This window comes from Mediterraneibacter sp. 210702-DFI.5.30 (genome assembly GCF_020560115.1).
GTDB lineage: Bacteria > Bacillota > Clostridia > Lachnospirales > Lachnospiraceae > Mediterraneibacter > Mediterraneibacter faecis.
On sequence record NZ_JAJCME010000004.1, the window covers coordinates 1 to 18,588 of the forward strand.

Annotated in this window: 14 protein-coding genes; all 14 read right to left on the reverse strand. The window is 37.6% G+C overall.

All coding sequences use genetic code 11. The annotated features are described in order from the left end of the window. Positions 1-330: 330 nt before the first annotated feature. The 14 genes from LI126_RS05245 to LI126_RS05310 all read right to left on the reverse strand — a co-directional run bounded on the left by LI126_RS05245 (position 331) and on the right by LI126_RS05310 (position 18,579). Positions 331-924 (reverse strand): manganese catalase family protein, encoded by a 594-nt coding sequence (locus LI126_RS05245; RefSeq protein WP_015528852.1) that lies wholly within the window; start codon positions 922-924, stop codon positions 331-333. A 3-nt stretch (positions 925-927) separates the two neighbouring features. Next, positions 928-1,203: a spore coat protein CotJB gene (locus LI126_RS05250; RefSeq protein ID WP_020435758.1), complete on the reverse strand. Its 276-nt coding sequence runs from the start codon at positions 1,201-1,203 to the stop codon at positions 928-930. Beyond that, the gene (locus tag LI126_RS05255) at positions 1,200-1,529 is read right to left on the reverse strand and encodes a spore coat associated protein CotJA (RefSeq protein ID WP_020435757.1); all 330 of its coding nucleotides are present in this window, start codon (positions 1,527-1,529) and stop codon (positions 1,200-1,202) included. The genes LI126_RS05250 and LI126_RS05255 overlap by 4 nt, the downstream gene beginning before the upstream one ends. A 120-nt stretch (positions 1,530-1,649) precedes the next feature. Next, entirely contained in the window at positions 1,650-2,975 is a 1,326-nt protein-coding gene (locus LI126_RS05260) for a S1C family serine protease (protein ID WP_227164988.1), read from the reverse strand. Positions 2,976-3,178: 203 nt separating this feature from the next. Continuing rightward, positions 3,179-4,648: a cohesin domain-containing protein gene (locus tag LI126_RS05265; protein ID WP_227164989.1), complete on the reverse strand. Its 1,470-nt coding sequence runs from the start codon at positions 4,646-4,648 to the stop codon at positions 3,179-3,181. A gap of 90 nt (positions 4,649-4,738) precedes the next feature. Continuing rightward, complete coding sequence (locus LI126_RS05270) at positions 4,739-6,265, reverse strand: lipopolysaccharide biosynthesis protein (RefSeq protein ID WP_227164990.1); 1,527 nt, start codon at positions 6,263-6,265, stop codon at positions 4,739-4,741. 15 nt (positions 6,266-6,280) lie between these two features. Further along, the gene (locus LI126_RS05275) at positions 6,281-7,246 is read right to left on the reverse strand and encodes a glycosyltransferase family 2 protein (RefSeq protein WP_227164991.1); all 966 of its coding nucleotides are present in this window, start codon (positions 7,244-7,246) and stop codon (positions 6,281-6,283) included. 15 nt (positions 7,247-7,261) lie between these two features. Continuing rightward, positions 7,262-8,359 (reverse strand): glycosyltransferase family 1 protein, encoded by a 1,098-nt coding sequence (locus LI126_RS05280; protein WP_117498062.1) that lies wholly within the window; start codon positions 8,357-8,359, stop codon positions 7,262-7,264. An 11-nt stretch (positions 8,360-8,370) separates the two neighbouring features. After that, positions 8,371-9,471, reverse strand: a complete 1,101-nt coding sequence (locus tag LI126_RS05285; RefSeq protein ID WP_227164992.1) for a glycosyltransferase family 4 protein — start codon at positions 9,469-9,471, stop codon at positions 8,371-8,373. A 95-nt stretch (positions 9,472-9,566) separates the two neighbouring features. Further along, a complete protein-coding gene (locus tag LI126_RS05290) occupies positions 9,567-12,764 on the reverse strand; it encodes an N-acetylmuramoyl-L-alanine amidase (protein WP_227164993.1) in 3,198 nt (1,065 codons plus the stop codon). A 48-nt stretch (positions 12,765-12,812) separates the two neighbouring features. Beyond that, a complete protein-coding gene (locus tag LI126_RS05295; RefSeq protein WP_117825418.1) occupies positions 12,813-13,379 on the reverse strand; it encodes a GerMN domain-containing protein in 567 nt (188 codons plus the stop codon). 121 nt (positions 13,380-13,500) lie between these two features. Then, on the reverse strand, positions 13,501-16,047 hold the full coding sequence (locus LI126_RS05300) for a VanW family protein (RefSeq protein WP_227164994.1): 2,547 nt from the start codon (positions 16,045-16,047) through the stop codon (positions 13,501-13,503). Positions 16,048-16,070: 23 nt separating this feature from the next. Continuing rightward, on the reverse strand, positions 16,071-17,573 hold the full coding sequence (locus tag LI126_RS05305; RefSeq protein ID WP_196019810.1) for an O-antigen polysaccharide polymerase Wzy family protein: 1,503 nt from the start codon (positions 17,571-17,573) through the stop codon (positions 16,071-16,073). Continuing rightward, positions 17,566-18,579: a glycosyltransferase family 2 protein gene (locus tag LI126_RS05310; RefSeq protein ID WP_020435745.1), complete on the reverse strand. Its 1,014-nt coding sequence runs from the start codon at positions 18,577-18,579 to the stop codon at positions 17,566-17,568. Before LI126_RS05310 ends, LI126_RS05305 begins: the two co-directional genes overlap by 8 nt. Between the last annotated feature and the right edge of the window lie 9 nt (positions 18,580-18,588).

Sequence of the window (18,588 nt, forward strand, 5' to 3'; positions counted from 1 at the left end):
ACATGCATCCTCCGTGTCAATCAGCGGAGTGATTGACACGGGAGTGAACAGTAACGTATATTTACACCCGACAATAAATTTCTTTTATTATAGCCTCTTTTACTCAGGGAAAAAAGTCCCTTTCATCAGAAAAACAGAAAAATACTGTGAGTATAACATCACAGTATCCCCATTGATCGTATATTTAATTGTTATGGTTTCCCCATCAACGCGTATATTATATCTGATTTATAGGGAAAAGTAAAGGGGGATTTTTGAGCAGTATTTACATAAAATGTAAATCAGGGATTGCCGTCTGACAATCCCTTTTACAAAATAAACACTTCATCTTCATTCAAATTCTGGGTTGATCGCATAGAAATTCTTACTGTCAAGATGTTCCTGTACAATTCTTAGACTTTCACCAAATCTCTGATAATGCACAATCTCTCTTTCTCTCAGAAAACGGATCGGATCACAGATTTCAGGATCTTTAATCAGCCGCAGGATATTATCATACGTAGTCCGTGCTTTTTGCTCTGCTGCAAGATCTTCATGAAGATCTGTAATCGGATCTCCCTTCGATTGGAAATACGTTGCAGTCCACGGAGCTCCGCTGGCTGCCTGTGGCCATAATGCCAGTGTATGATCAACATAATACGGTGCAAAACCGGAACGTTCAATTTCTTCCGGTGACAAATTCTTTGTCAGCTGATAGATAATTGCACAGATCATCTCCATATGGGCAAGTTCTTCTGTACCAATATCAGTCAGTATTCCTGTTACCTCTTTATATGGCATCGTATATCGCTGTGAAAGATAACGCATAGATGCAGCTAATTCGCCATCCGGCCCACCGAACTGACTTATAATGATCTTCGCCAGTTTCGGATTCGTCTGGGTTATCTTCACAGGATATTGAAGTCTTTTTTCATAATTCCACATAAATCAGCATCCCCCTTCCTGCCACGGCCATGGTTCATTGATCCAATTCCAGCAGTCACTGTTTTCGCTGACTGTATCTACAGTTAAAGGTCCATATACCTCTGCATATTCTTTGAGTGCTTCAATACGTTTCTCTTTATATTTTTGAAAATATTCAAGTGCTTTCTGATTTCCAGGATGTGTATCTAAAAATAATTTAACATCATCCACCGCGAAACTAATCTGATTTATATATTCAAAAAGTTCTCTTCGATTCATTTCATGACAATTGCAACTCATTTACAGCATCCTCCTTTTCCACGAAATGGTTTTTCAAGCTCTTGAAAAATAGTTCCACACTGAAATCCATAACCGAGATCGTGAAGTTTTCTCCACTGCTGCCATGGGACATAAGCCATCGCAACCGGAAACTCTTGCAAAACATCCGTTTTGCTGTAATCACCAACACACTCATCGCAACAGTAATTTTTCGACTTCTGCTCCGGAAGTGGAGGAACAGGAATATTGCAATGAAGCTGTCTTTCATTTTCTTGCCTTGTTTGTGGCCTGTAATTTCCATTCTGACAATAACAGTTCGTATTCCTATTAGAACAATATGGTGCCATAAAATAAATCCTTATATCTTTTTTGTTATTGTATGGAAGATAAGAAAAATTGTGAACAACAGCAAAAGGGATTGCCACGTGACAATCCCTAAACATAATACATTCACTTAAAAGTAGTTTTTATTTTGCACCTAAAGTAACTTCCACTGTCTTCTCTTCATATTCTCCATTACTCTGTGGAATCTGAATTGTCAGTGACACCTTATCTCCTTTGGCATAATATTGAAGCTGTTCCTGAAGATCATCCATGCTTGATACGGTTGTTCCGTCAATTGCTGTGATAACACTTCCTTTTGCCATTCCGGCCGCCTCTGCTCCACCGCCTTTTGTAATTTCTGATCCATAAACGCCTTCCGGCATATTCAGCTGTTTGGAATATTCAGCCGGCACGCTCATTCCTTTGATGCCAATTGCACCCTGATCTTTTTCTGCAACCTTTGTCTTTGTTGCCTGATTCATCAGATTCTGGATCAGATCGGATACATCACTGATTGGAATTGCATATCCGACACCTTCTACAGAATCACCAACCAGCTTGGATGAGTTGATTCCAATCACTTCGCCACTTGCATTTACAAGTGCTCCACCACTGTTTCCAGGATTAATGGCTGCATCTGTCTGAATCAGTTTGGCATCACTCTCTGTTGTCTCACCAGTCTGCTCGTTTGTTTCAGAAACAGAACGATTCAAAGCACTGATTACACCAGTTGTTACTGACTGTCCATAGCCAAGTGCATTACCGATTGCAATCGCAGGTTCTCCAACCTTTAGCTGTGTGGAATCTCCGAGTGTTGCTACCGAAATTTTTTTCATCGTATCATCTGAAATAGAATCAAGCGGAACAGCCACAACAGCAATATCATACTCTGAGTTTGTTCCTTTGATATTTGCCTCAACACTTGTTCCATCATCAAACGTAACTGTTAATGTATCGCTTCCTGCTACTACATGATTATTTGTAACAACCAGAAGTTCTGAATCATTCTGGGAAATAATGATTCCTGTTCCAGCACTTTCGCTCTGTTGCTGTGACACACCACCAAAGAAATCCTGAACCTGCTGCACACTCATATTTGTAATTGATACGATTGATGGCATTACATTTTCCACAATACTTGAAACATCTGAAGTTACAACACTGGAAGATTTGGATAATGAAGCATTGCTGCTCACAGATTTGGTTGCCGTAGTATTGGTCTTCGTCACACCGGTCAATCCCAGCACTTTACTTCCAACAACATTTGATGCCAGAAATGTACCACTGGAAACAACTCCAAACAATAGTGCAAATCCTGTCACTGCCACTGCTTTGGGAATTTTCTTTTGTGGTTTCTTACCATGCGGTACTTGATGTTTCTGACCACCATTGTCATCATGAAATGGTGTTTCACCCTGTCCGTTTCCATTCATTCCATCCGAATTATAATAATTATATTGATTCTCCATAAAGATTACCTCTTCTCTTGTTTATTCTTTTTCTTTGATGTTTACATAGTAACTCCGCATTGTGATAAATCTGTGTATAATCAATTAATAAAGATTGAAAAGAACGATAGAAAAACAGGATCAGAACTTCCTTCTTAATCCGTTCTAATCCTGTCTATATTTTTTCAACCAGCTAACCAGTATCTTTCATCTGTCTCTTAAACTTACAGATCAATGAAATCTACATCATAATCATCTGATTTTCTTTCTTTTTTTGATTTTTTAGCTGATCTTCCTAAATTTCTTGTATTTCCTGTCGGTGCATCATATTCATCGTCATAATCATCATCGTAATCATCATCAAAATCATAATCAGCATACTCATCATCAAAGGCATCGTAATCATCATTAAAATCATCATCATAACCATCGTCATAATCATCATCTTTTACTTTTTTACGTCCAAACGCCTTTCTATCTGACTTCTTAGCAGCAACCGGCTCGTCATCTTCTTCATCTTCATCTTCAAAAGGAATATCATACTCGTCATACAAATCATCAAGTTCCTGATTTCTATGCACAAGTTTTACTGCAAACATAATCATAAGAACAAGTAATACAACTACGATGAGTGCTCCTCCAGCCAGAAGAACAATTGGATGCTCTTTTACAAGCGACTCCAGTTTTCCAACAATCCCTTTTGCTTCCTTCTTTGTACTGTCTGTTGTCTGAACATCTACACTCTGATAAGTTCCATCCTGTGAATCATACTGATAGAACCCTTTTTCACCGGTTCTTGTATTCACCGCATACAGGAGATCATAACGATCATTCTCCGGGTTTGCCCAATATGGATACGTCTGATCTGCTACTGTAAGTTCCCCTTCCTGATAAGAATTCGGAAGTTTTGCTCCTCCATTATCTGTTAAAAGAATAATAGATGTTGTGTCAGAAATCTTCAATTCTGTATATGGAACGAATGTTGAATCATCTTCATTGTACAGGAAGAACTTTCCTTCTCCGGAAGCATCTACCAAATATCCAAGTGTAACACCAGCCTCATTAGCAACAAACTTGTGCTCTTCTCCATTGAATGTCTTTGTAGTCTCACTGTATCCTACCGGGATTGCAGATGTTGCAAATCCTTCTGAGAAATTGTAATCTGTTCCGTTCACACTTACTGTGATATCTGTGGCTGTACCAGTTGTTGCTGTACTTGCTGTATTGCCGGTTCCTTCAACTTCTGTTGAACCATCATCTGCCTGTTCAATCTTAATTGCGGAAGATCCCTGATCTAATGTCAGCGTCTCATCAGAATACAGATAAGCCTTTGAGCTGTCAACTGTGATCGTTGTGTCTCCCATCTTCAAGGCTTTAAACTTCATTGTAGTACGAAGCTCTGTCGCTGTTCCGTCTCCGCTTCCTGAGTATGTAAGCTTGCCATCACTGTCTGCTGTTACACCCTCTCCGCTTTCAAACTGAAGTGCAGAAGTATCATAACTCATTGTAATATCTGCATCACCAACAGCTGAATCACCGGATCTCACAACAAGATCTACACTTACTTCCTCTCCAACCTTTGTCTGTGGATCAGAGAACATCAGAGAACCATCAGCTGCACTTACGATTGTGCTGAACATTGGCACTGTAAGACACAGTGATAATGCTACTGCCGCTAATTTCTTTGCTTTCATATAATTACCCCTTCTTTTGTTGTCTTAAACTTATATACCATCCTATTGTACACTGTTTGAATGGAGTTGTCCACCCGGAAGCGAAAGAAATCAATTTTCTTTTTTCCTTTTCAAAATGCCCTTCACTCTAAGTAGAAGTTCTTTGAACTCATCCGGTTCAACCACATAATTTACCCCAACAATAGTAAATACGCTTACAGCCACCATTCCGATCGCATAGAGGAGCCATGTGATAAAAGATGCTATATTTTGAGGAATAACATATATTCCAACAATACAAAGAAGTGCAACGACAAGTACATTTCTAAAAATTCGGAACATAGATTTTTTTTCACATCCTTTTACCAGATGTCGACTTGTATAGAACACAATTTCAAAAGAGCGATATCCATAAGAACATACTGTACCAAGAAGAACTCCTGCCATGCCGAACTTCCATACCAGCCCAAGAGAAACCGTGATATTTATCACTGCTTCTAAAATCGCCTGATATCTCGTTTCTTTATAATGCCCTGCCGCGCAGATAATCGTCAATCCTGGAATTCTTACATTTTGCATAAAAACAATTAATGTAAATAAAATTCCAAGAACCGGACGTACATACTGTACGTCTGTAAGGTTAATGGTATATACCCCGACAAAAGGCAGAATCAGGACTCCCATACAGGCTATCACAATAAACATAATTACAAAATACATATACTCATAACTTGAATAGCTCTTCTTTAATGTCTCTTCCTCATTCTTGGCGATCACTTCTCCAAATCCTGCTGTCAGACCATTCGAAAAAGAGGTCATCAGCTGATTCACGGCATTAACCACCATCATATAAATTCCATATACACTGACTTCAAGAAGAGACTTTGCTCCCAGACAAATGGTCAGCACTGTCGTATCAGTATTATTTACAATAATACCAACAACCTGATGAAGCAGTGCCGCGTTTTTTTGCTTTAAAGCGCCCTCATTTGGTTCTGCATGGAAATTTAATGACGGGTATTTTCGTTTCGCATAGATTTTAACCAATACAAGACGAAGCATATACACACCAGTTGCAACTGCCTTTACAAAAAGAACACCTGCACCAATATAAATCAGAAAAATAGAAACAACCATATTAACAATCGTTCCTGCTGCCTGAATCAGTGCAACCACATACCCTTCCTGATTTGCAGTCAATAAAACTCTATATTTACCCAGAAAAAAATAATCCACTAAAGTACTTCCTGCCAAAACAAGTATCATACAACGCACAAGACTGTTCTCAAGCTGTCCTGAAATAAAAAACGGATAGACCCCTACAAGTACCAGTGTTAATGCCAGAAATAACATTCCGGATTTGTTATAAAATTTTCTTGATGCTGAAAGAATTGAATTCACTTCTTCCGTCTGGTTCAACGCAAGAGGTGTATAGAGCGCAACAACTGTTGCCGTTCCTACTCCTGCTTCTGCCAGGCCCAGATATGTTAAAAACTGATTTACCGAAGTGATCATTCCATTCACACTCGATCCATATGCCTCAAGAATAAAACGTGGCAATATCAATCCAGACAAAAGAACAATTACCTGTAAAAGCAGACTTGCCACCATATTTTTTAATGCCTGTTTTCCTCTCATGAGATTTCCTTTCCTCTACTTTTTCTTTTCCTCACTCATGAATACCATCTTCCTGTACAAGCTCGTATTTACGCACAATACAACAGATGAAATCTTTCTCTTTGGCTGAAAATATGGATTTCGCAGGATTGTCAGGATATGCCCGCGAATAAAGCGTTTTAAATCCTGATATCCTTCTAACTTCTTATAATCCTCCTGTAATAGCATCTTATCCAGAACAATAAAGCGAGACCAGATCCAGAGGCACTCTGCCTCCTGTGTTAATGATGGAAATTTTTCTTTCACTACTTCATAATTCTTTGTATATCCATCTATTATGTCAAATACTTTCGGGCGGTATGCCTTTCCGGTAATACTGTCTTCCCGATGAAGATAATAATACTTCGGCTTTGTTCCTACTGCCACTTTCTTAATTCGCTGCATAAGGTCTACTGTATAATAAATATCTTCATACAATCTTCCCTTCGGAAAACGAAGATCTTCGATACAGCTTTTCCGGATCAGCTTATTCCATATTTCTCCACGGATCGTATGCCCCCTGAGGATACAGCGAAAAGCCTCTTCTCCTGTGCAGACAAAATCCACCTCTTCCTTTTGTGTCTCGATTCTGTCTTTATACACTTCATATAAGCCACATGTTGCCATATCTGCTCCGCTATCTTTGATACGTGTATACATATATTCAAACATATCATTTTCAATATAGTCATCACTGTCTAAAAAAATGATATATTCTCCTTTTGCATAGGGAATTCCAGCATTTCTGGCGTCACTAAGTCCACCATTTTCCTTATGTATCACTTCCACTCGATTGTCCTGTTTTGCATATTCATCACATATTTTTCCACACTGGTCGGGACTCCCATCGTCTACCAGAATCACCTGAATATCAGAAAATGTCTGTCCCAAAATGGAATCCACACACTTTCTTATATATGGTTCAACTTTATAAACCGGTACGATCACACTGATTGTCGGCATGATATCTCCTCCATTTTATTCATAGTATGAAAGCAAAGTCTGCGCAGCGCTTTCAATATCATATCCTGCTTTTGCAAATGCCTGCCTGATTCCTGAATTTTCTTCTTCGCTCCTGTCTTCTCCTTTGTAAGAAAGAATCACACGGCTCCATTCCTTTGGCGAGTCCTGAAGCGACAGAAATTTCACTTTATTTACTATCTTCACTTCTGTTGTAATCGTATCAGCCATTACACTCCTGATTCCGGACGCCTGCGCTTCTAACGCAACAATAGGAAGTCCCTCAAAAAGAGATGGGAATACAAAAATGTCCATTCCTTTCCATAATTTTGCAACATCTTTTCTGATCCCTAGAAATCTGATCCTATCTTCTATTCCGTATTCCTCAGCTTTCTTTTGGATCATTTCCTGAAGTTCTCCTTCTCCCACTAACAAAAGTATAGCTTCTTCACAGGCAGATGCAACCTCTCGAAAGATTTCTAAGAGAAATTTATGATTCTTCTGTTCTTCAAAACGTCCCACATGTCCGAGCACAAATTTTCCTTCTACTCCGAGTTCATGGCGGATCTCTTCACGTTCTGACAAACTGAAAGCAAATTTTTTCAGATCAAGAGCATTGTGGATAAGATGATAATTGTTACTCTTTCTGATCTTTTTTGAAAAGAGCCATTCTCCAGCCAATTCACTGCATGCAAAATACTTTGTAGCAAACATTGGAATCAACGGTCGGTTAATTCTGTGCAACAAATTTCTCACCACTCCCGGAGTCGAAGAATTATGTGAGTGTGCAATCACTGTTGGAACCTTTCCATAGCTTGCCACAATCAGCGGTACTATATTCGCTGCTGACAGCATATTTACATGAACTGCATCATATCTTCCGATTCGAAGTATCTTTCTCATTTGTCTGCTGAATTTCAATGGATGTTTTCTTGCATCACACGTATGAAACACTTTTCCTCCAAGCGATTTGATTTCTTCTTCATACGCAAGGTGAGGAAACATACTTATAAAATCAAATCTTACTCCTTGCTTACTCAATTCCCTATAATAGGTCATCACAAAACTTTCAATACCTCCGGGATTAAAGGATAATCCAACTTGTAATACTTTCATTTACTTTCCAATTACTTCCTTTCCATTGTCAGTTCATCTATCAGATTCGTCCACTGTCGATAAATCTCTTCTTTTTCAAATTTTTTTACACCCGATATCGTATGATTTGAAAACGCAATTCTTCGTTCTTCACTATCCATCAACAATTCTATACGATTTGCCATCTTGTCCAAATCATAAGGGGGGATTAAATAGCCATCCTTTCCCTCCTCAACGATTTCTCTTGGCCCTGTTGTCACATCAAAACTCACCATAGGAAGTCCACTTGCCTTTGCCTCAAGTAATACTAACGGCAATCCTTCCCTGTAAGATGGTAATACCAAAAATGCATATTCATTATACAACTTATACACATCTTTTACATTCCCTTTCTGAATCAATTGAGACGTTAAATCGTATTCTACCACCTTTTGGTGTATCTCGTCAAAAGTATCTCCCGTCCCGTATAAATGCCATTCCCACTCAGGATGAGAAGGCAATACTTTTTTCGCCACTTCTACCAGAAGATCATATCCCTTTTCTTCACTGAATCTTCCAACTGTGATGATTTTTCTCGAATCCGCTTTGTATTTCTTTCGCATAGTCAGGATTTCTGGTTTGATCCAATTATATATACTTCGGATTTTCTTTGGATTTATATGAAATTTTCTAATATAATCCTGTCTGTTCTGCTCCGTCAATGTCACTGTACAATGTGAAATTAACGAATCCCAGAAACGGAAAAAGCGGATATCTTTCTTCTCCCATTCATTCATCAATGCACCATGATCGCAAAACACATACTTTGCTTTCGTAAAAAAACGAACCGGTGAAACCGTCATAGCAGGATAATTCTCCATAAGGAAAACTACATCTATTTGATTTTGTCTAACAAATTCTCTAAATGGTTGAAATGTCTTCTTAATTCTGTCGCGTACTCGACACTCTTCTTCTAGTTCTGCTCTGTATGTGATTCTCGGATCCAGGTCATATGGAACATGCCCTCCTTTTCCAAAAATTGCATAAATATATACTTCATATTCTTTACAAAACTCATTGGCAAGAGTTGTTGTGACTTGCTCAACTCCTCCTGTTACTGTCATATCATAATTAACAAAACATATTTTTTTCATTCTGAATATTCTCCATCTGCATAGTGAACAATGAATATCGTTTTACTAAGAAGGCGCCTATTGAACTTACAATAGACGCCCAAACTATTATTTCTTTAATATGTTTGCAGATTCTTCACCATTTTTTCAATATCAATACCATATCCTTCACTTGTAGCCCAGCCATATCCATTTGGATTTTCTTTCTGACCAAGCCATTCCACATAAGGAGCGCTTCCTCTTGTAACCAATGAAAATCTTGGATCTACGCATTCATTCTTTAATGCATCTTTGGATCCATATGCTTTCAAATGCTGAATCTGAGCTCGTATTCCTTCACGTACTGTAGTAAATGATGCTCCGGCAACGCCGCCACCAGTTGTTCCAAGTCCTGCAAAATTATTCTGTTCAATCTTAACATCACCACCAAATTTAAGCCATGCAGTCTCTTTCATTGCCTGTGTAAATGCAATTGCCCCATTGATTCCTTCCGCATCCGCTTCTTCAACGTAAATCTGACAGAACTTTTCAAGTGTTGGCGCATCCGTCTCAGCGTAATATGCCGGATATGTTGCACCCTTAGCCTTAAAATATTTTTCCATCTGGGATGCAGTCACAGTAGTCTTTCCAGAAATAGCCATCAACTGATCTGTAGTACAAGAATCATCCAATGTTCCATTGGTTCGGAAATAATACCATGTATTGGATATAAATTGCCATCCTGTCTGCATCACTCCGTTTTTATCCAAATAATATCTTGTTTTTCCAAAAGAAATCCAACCGGTCATCATGTAGCCTTCCGGCATAAAGAAATATTTCTTTCCACTGATTGTCTGCCAGCCTGTCTGCATAATTCCATCCGTATTAAAATAATATTTCTTTCCACTGATTGTCTGCCAGCCTCGTACCATTTTTCCGTCTGATGCAAGATAATACTTTGTACTTCCAAAGCTGCACCATCCTGTCAGCATATGTCCATCCGGCATCAGATAATATCTCGTCTGACCAAAAGAAATCCAACCGGTCATCATATAACCTTCCGGCATAAAGAAATATTTCTTTCCATTAATTGTCTGCCAGCCTGTCCGCATCACTCCATCTGTGCCAAGATAATATTTCGTGCTTCCAAAAGAAATCCAACCGGTCATCATGTAACCTTCCGGCATAAAGAAATATTTCTTTCCATCGATCGTCTGCCAGCCTGTTACTGCTACTCCATTTTCATTGTAATAATATTTTTTTCCATTTACTGTTTTCCAACCACGTTTACTCTCTACAATCAGCTTACCGTCAGAAGCAAACGTATACGTTGTCCCGTCAATCACCTGTTTTCCGGTCACCATCACACCATTAGAATCCAGATAATATCTTGTCTGACCAAAAGAAATCCAGCCGCGCATCATATAGCCTTCCGGCATAAAGAAATATCTCTTTCCATCGATTGTCTGCCAGCCTGTCTGCATTACTCCGTTTTTATCCAGATAATATCTTGTACTTCCAAAAGAAATCCAGCCGGTCATCATATAACCTTCCGGCATGAAGAAGTATTTCTTTCCATTGATTGTCTGCCAGCCTGTCTGCATCACTCCATCATCATTAAAATAATATCGTTTTCCATCAATTGTCTGCCAACCTCGTACCATCTTTCCATCTGATGCAAGATAATACTTTGTACTTCCAAAGCTACACCAGCCTGTCAGCATATGTCCATCGGGCATCAGATAATATCTTGTACTTCCAAAAGAAATCCAACCAGTCATCATATAACCTTCTGGCATGAAGAAGTATTTTTTTCCACCAATTGTCTGCCAGCCTGTCACCCGATATCCATTTGCGTCAAAATAATATCTCTTTCCATCAATGTCTTTCCAGGAATTAGTTACATATTTTCCGCCCTCTTTATATTTCCATCCGTTGGAATCCTCTACCCAAGTTCCTTTTTCCTTAGATACTCCTAAATACTTTGCTATACCAGTAGCATCCGCAACACCGAGTTTTTTTAACCCGGCTTCATTATTCAGATATGTATTTACATCGCCTGTATTCGTTACAAATGCATGTTCTACTATAATTCCAGGAATATTATTTTCTTTCGCTGCAATCTGAACCGAAAAATAATCTGATTTTGATCCATCTGGATATTTTTCATCTGCCAGTGTTGTATCTTTACTATAAATAGATCTTTTCTGCAAACCAATCGCAGTCAGCTCATCCATAATGTCATTCGCCAGCTCTTTTCCCTGCTGTGCAACTTCTGGTTTCCAACTATCATTTGGTACAATTACTTCTGCACCTTTTGCTGAAGTCGATGTAGAAGAATTCAAATGAAAGCTAACAAATATACTTGCCCCTGCTTTTGCAGCCGCATATACTCTGTCACTGATATCCCCACCACTGTTCTTATTGCTTGGATATGGGCATGCTGCTGTCGTTCGTGTCATGTAAACCGACACATTCGCATACTTTTCCAATTCTTCCTTACAATATTGTGCAATCTTTAAAGTTAAAACTTCCTCTCTTACACCATTCGCTCCTGCTCCTGTGTGTGTTGAATCATGTCCCGGATCAAGGGCAACCACAACATTCTCATTGACAGCCCTCGAATCATCTACAGCTCTTGCATTATCCTCTGCATAAGTCTGAATATCTTCATCCGAATCATATTCTTCAACTTCCGCTTTCTCCAATGCATCTTCTATACTGGACTCTTCCATCACATTTCCATCTTCATCAATACTCATAACAGCAACATCATACTGCTCCTCATCAGTTGCTGCTTCTGCATCCGGTTGTCCTTCAATCGGCTGTAATTCTGACATTCCTTCATATGTTTCATTAACACCAAATTTTGCTTCCATTCCAAGATCCGACAGCAAATAACTTGTTTCCATCTCTGCTGTCTTTACTGTCAATTTGGTTATTGTATAAATTCCATCCTCTCCATCTGCATATGCCTTCTCATATAGAAAGACACCGTCTTCTGATTTTACAGAAGTCCATGTTTGTGTATCCCCATTATGTTCTACACTTAAATCAATCTCTTCAATATTTTCTGTTCCATCCCCCCAGGAAACAACAATTCTCTGTGTTGCCGGAGTTTCTACGTACGGACTTTCTATGTACAAATAATTCAGGTGCTGCTCTATTGCATTCTGAACTTGATTTTCTTCTATCTGCTCACTGTCTGATGGCTGATTTTCAACTGTTTCTATATTTGTATCCACTTTTGTGTCCGCTGCATAAACCGGTACTGATGTAACCACAGTTGCTGCTGCTAATATTGCGACCAGACAAGTTCTTATTTTTGATATCATTTTTTCCTCCTACTTATTTTCTATGTTTATCAATTGCTCTTATTTCCATCAGAAGTGATTCATGTATCCATCTAACTCTGTATCACCTGTATCTAATGCCTGTCCATTCTCTGTTAATTTAAGTTTCTCACAGTTATATGTATCCAAATAGGAGTTCACAATACATGTAAGTATTTCATCTTTCCCTGTGGTCCCCATACTTCTGATACGTTCACCAACTTCTGTATTCATATCCAGATCTATTGTTTTATTATTCTCGTCAATTTTACAACTGTTCAATTTACAACCTTCTGTCAGAATACCTTTTTCTATTAATTGATTCCAAACTGTTGTATCATCTATGTTTTCTGTCTTCATCTCTTCCGAAACGATTTCAGCATTTTCATTCACATAGTAAATTTTCAACGTCTTCATCTCTTGCTTTTCTTCTGAAATATTGCTTTTTTCTTCCTCCTGTTTTTGATTATTTTTTTCAGAATCTATCGTTTCACTTGTATCCTTATTGCCTGAATCCTCTACTGTAGTATTTTGTTCTGTATCCACATTGTTTTTCCCACATCCCACTGAAAAAAGCACCATACTTGTCAACATTACAACTACTAATAGCTTTTTCATATACCTTAACCTCCTCTTGCTTATTGCTCCCCACAGATTTCTCTATGATAATAACACAAAAATGCGTTTAAAAAAAGACTGATTTTCCAATCAGTCTTTTTCTATAACATGTTATTTTAAATTATTTGTAATATGAACTTGGAAGCTGTTCTGTTTTTACTGTTTTTCCGTTTTTAACATAATCTCTATAAGCAACCGCTGATTTGCTTCCTGTACTCCATGATCGTACATTAACATAATCATACCAGTCTGGTTGGATTCCCCAAACTTCAGCATACAATGTTTTTCCACTGACATATGTCACCAGTTTCACCGGATAATCATAGTCATTTCTGAATTTCAAATCTGATGATCCATAATCTACCATTGCATCCTGACCGATCGGCACATATGTAGATGGAACAGAATGGTTTCTTCTCTGAACAATTGTAAGTCCGGCTCTTATTGCTGCTCCGTAAAGCGTTGTGCTCGCCTGACAGATACCTCCGCCATATCCAACACCACCTACAACTCCTGCCTGCTTATATCCCTCTGCTTTTCCACATGGCCCTGCCACGCCAAAAAATGAAAGGGTCTGTCCCGGCTGAATGACAACCTGATTAAAGCTCTTTAATGCTCTACTCATATTATATGTGCCGTTTTCATTATTTGTAGACACTGTAGAGAATACTGACATTCTATCCACATAGGCTGGAGATGTTATCCTTAAGTTCAATGTTAAAATCTGACTTTCCGAATCCAGTATATCTACATAATATGTATGTGCTCCATTTCCTGAGAACGTAAATTCACATGACTTTTTAGTAGAATAATTTTGTAAAACTTTGTTATTTCCACCATATACTTCTCTGAAACGATATCTGTGAGCATTATCATAACCTCCACTGGAAGTTGCAGTCAACTGTATTTTTTGTCCGTTTTTTGCTATACCATTTGTATTACTTACAAAGGAACCTCTTAACTGATTATCCGGATGTACCACTACCTGCATTGTGTACGTTGCACGTACCACCTGGCCTTCATCATCTTTTACATCCACATAGAAAATATGTGTTCCAATCCCCGTCGTTGTAAAAGAATATGTGTTTTTATAACTATAACTCTGTCTTACCTTTGTAGTTGCTCCATACACTTCAGTAAACTGATACTGACGTTTTCCGTATCCACCCACTCCACTGCCAGTTAATGTAACAGTTCTTTTTGCATATTCTCTCGTTGTTTTATTGCTTCTGAGACCTGCTTTTATGACTTTATCTGGATGTACTACAACAGTCATGGAATATTTGAGTTTTGTACTCTGATTCTCTTTATCCTTTATATATACATAATAAGTATGCGTTCCTGGCCCTGTTGTCTTAAATGAATACGTCTTCTTTTCACTATACTTCTGAACGACAGTTACTTTTCCATTATAAGATTCTACAAACTGATATTTAAATGAACCATAACCACCTTTTGCATTTGCTGTTAAGCAGATATTTCTATCGATATATTCTTTTGTCGTCTTGTTACTTGTCACACTACCTGTCAACACATTATCCGGATGAGCAACAATATCCATCTCATAAGATGCTCTAGATTTCTGTCCCTGTTCATCAATCATGTCAACATAAAACACATGATGTCCCGTTCCTGAAGTTTTAAAAGTATACGTGTTTTTCTCACTATAAGCCTGTCTTACTGCCGTTGTTGATCCATATGTTTCAGAAAACTGATATTTGATCTTTCCATAGCCGCCCTTGGCTGCTGCTGTCAGAACAACTGTTCTTTGTATATATTCTCGATTTGTCTTATTCGAACTAAGCTCTGCTGTCAATTTCTTTTGCGGATGCAGTACAACTGTCATCGTATAGGATAACTGTATTTCCTGTCCCTCTGCATCTTTAATGTAAACATAATATGTATGTTCGCCACATTCCTTTGTTATAAATGAATAGGTATTTGTGTCACCATAATCCTGTAATGCTGTTTCTACACCGTCTTTCTTCTCAGTAAACCTGTACTGATAATTCCCATATCCATTTGTTGCTTCTGCAGTTAACGTTATCTTTCTGTCTACATATTCTTTTTGTGTTTTATTACTGGTTAATTTTCCTGAAAGAACTTTCGATGGATGTGCAACCACCTCAATCTTATACTCTGCTGACCCTATATTGCCATTTTCATCTTTTACATTTACTCGATATACATGTTCACCAACGCCAGATGTCTTAAATGAATAGACTGGATTTTCTGCGTATTCCTGAACAACAGCTGTTTCCCCTCTATATTCTTCTGTATACTGGTATTCAACATTTCCGACCGCATCCTCGACATTTGTTGTCAATTCTACGGTTCTGTCCACATATTCTCTTGCTGTTTTATTACTGACAATTGTAGTTTTTAATTCTGTCACCACTTCTGTTGATGGTAATTCTTCCGTTGTTGTATCTTCTGCCGCTCTTTCTTCCGGTTCTGTTTCGATCGGCGATTCTTCTGAATTATTTTCATCTTCTGTCTCTTGAATCAGTTCTGTATTTTCACCATCATCTTTCTGTGTGCCTTGATCATCCAAAACCGTTTCTGCCTGTTCCACCTGTTCTGCTGACACTTTTAACGGTATTCCAGAAAAATCTGCCATAAATATTCCCGCACATAACATCAAAGCCATCCATTTTCTTCGCTTCATACCTTTTCCTCCCCTGCAAATAATTATAGAGCTTTTTTTCTTTTTAACCGGTCAAATAGTTTTGTCTTATAACAAAACAACGTTCCACCATAGCATACAGCAATGCAAAGCCAAAATTGAATATACACAATAAATGTTAACCATCCAGTTGCTTCCGCTCGTGGAATAAAGAAAATATTTTGCAATGAGACAAGAATAATTGTACTAAGCAACGCTCTTTTTCCAAAGCCATATACCATATATAGTAAAATAATTCCTAAAATAATGCTGAATATAAAAGCTCCAACATATCCAAAATCGAACCATGTCTCCAACAAATAATTGGATCCTCGTCCACGACCATTCAAATAATCTTCTTTCATACTCAAATAAGAAAGAATATGAGAAAGATTATTGCTATGAAGGGCATTAAATTCACTATTTGCCGACGTCAAGCCTTCTGTATGAAAAATTTTCTGTCCTATACTTCCTCTATAAATATAGTCTATAATATCTCCAAATGTAAAATTCAAATGAGGTGATAGTCTGATTCCTTCTCGATATCCATACGCTATTGCTGTAACGTTAAATGTAACTCCCTGACCATAGAAAAAATCACCAATTAATGTTAAAAAATTTCCGGTTACGATCTCTAAACCACTACGTATATATGCGTATACTCCCATAAAAATAATTAACGCCGGTGTACATATAGCAAGGAGTCCTTTTTCAATTTTTCCGATCCATTTCTTATCATCTACTAAATAATCTCGCAGTAAATAATAAGATAATACAAACAGGAGACTTAACATTGCCGGATTCCGTACTCCTATCAGCAAACTTGGAATCGTGGAAAGGATGTATAAGCCCAATGGAATAAACGTTTTTTTCTTTTCTGGTAGTGTAGCAAGAAATACACATATACTATAACGTGCAAAAGAGGCCAACGTATGAAAGAAACCTGGCAGACTACTGGAATAATTTGTGTAATAATCCAAGTAATTTCCAGTTCCTATTTTAATCAAAGGTTCAAATTGCTCAATAAGATAAAACAACATTGTTACATAAAACACAATCATTGAAACCTTTCTGAGATTACTGACAAATTCTGCTTTACAAAATATGCTATCTGAAGAACGTGTATTGTTTTCTCTGATTTTTATATGAAAAAACTTTATAATGTTAGCACCAATATAAAGCGCAGTCTCTGTAATAACAATCAAAGTTAATGCAAACCAAATATTTTCCTCTTTCTGAAAACTTTCTTCCCACCATTTTCTGCCTTTGCACATTCCTATAAAAGGTCTGCTGATTTGAAATGTAAAAAGTGTAAGCTGCATGAAAAAATATAAAAAATTTTCTTTAAAGTTTTTTATACTGAACAGGATATTCATACAGAATAATATCATGATTGCCACTAATCCCAGATTAAAGAGATTTCCCACTCTTGATACCAAAAATAACACAGATCCTATTACAAATAGTAAAATTTCACATATAAATATAATCTGCTCTTTCTGTTTCCATGATATCTTCTCTTTACTCATTTTTATCCCTCTTAATCTTCCTTACCCAAAATGGCATTTCTATAATTCCAATTAAGGTTCCTACTCCATATGCTAGATGCAGTGATAGAAATATTAATGGCAACATCAAATAATAATTGTACCACTTTTGCCTTTGAACAGCTAACACTGACATTAACAAATCGACAATCACATATAGTATGCATAAGCAAACAAGCATTCCTGTGTTTCCCAACAATGCTATAATTCCTGTTAAAATCAGTGCAAACACAAATGCCAAAGGAACAAAATGATGAATAGAAAAGCATCCCGGACAAACTCCAAGCGTCAAGCCAATCCAATGCCCATTTCCATATTTTTGTTTTAACATTCCACACCATGAATTTCTAATATTCTGATAAGATATAATATCTGGATTAAAACAAATTTTATATCCTGCTTTTCGAATACGATAATGCATTTCATTATCTTCTGTTCGTCCTAAATTTTCATTAAAAAGCCCTGCTTTTTCAAATACCTCTTTGCGATATGCTCCATGAAAAACAGACTTCACATACGTTTTGTGATTTCCTTTACGATAAGGTGCAATACTACTTCCAAACATAGAAGATTCTGCCAACAACAATGTATGTTTCCAAGGGGTTTCTTCTTCTACGACGTTCGGTCTTCTACCTCCTGTCACATTCTCTCCACTCAATATACATTGAACATTTTTAGATACAAAATCGTGCGGGATCATTGTATGTGCATCAATTCTTAAAATAATATCGCCCTTTGATGCTGTAATTGCTACATTCCATCCTGCTGCCTGAATTTTCTTCGCATTATCCAAAACAACAACTCTTCTAAAGCCATGATCCTCTTCTGAAAAATGTTCCATTTTCCTTCTCGTTTGATCTGTTGACATTGCATTTACAAGAATCACCTCTATATTTCCATGTGGATAATCTTGTGCAATAATATCTTTGAACAACGAATCAAGTGCTTTTTCTTCATTATATGCAATCACGCAAAAAGAAACTAACATGTTCTCTCC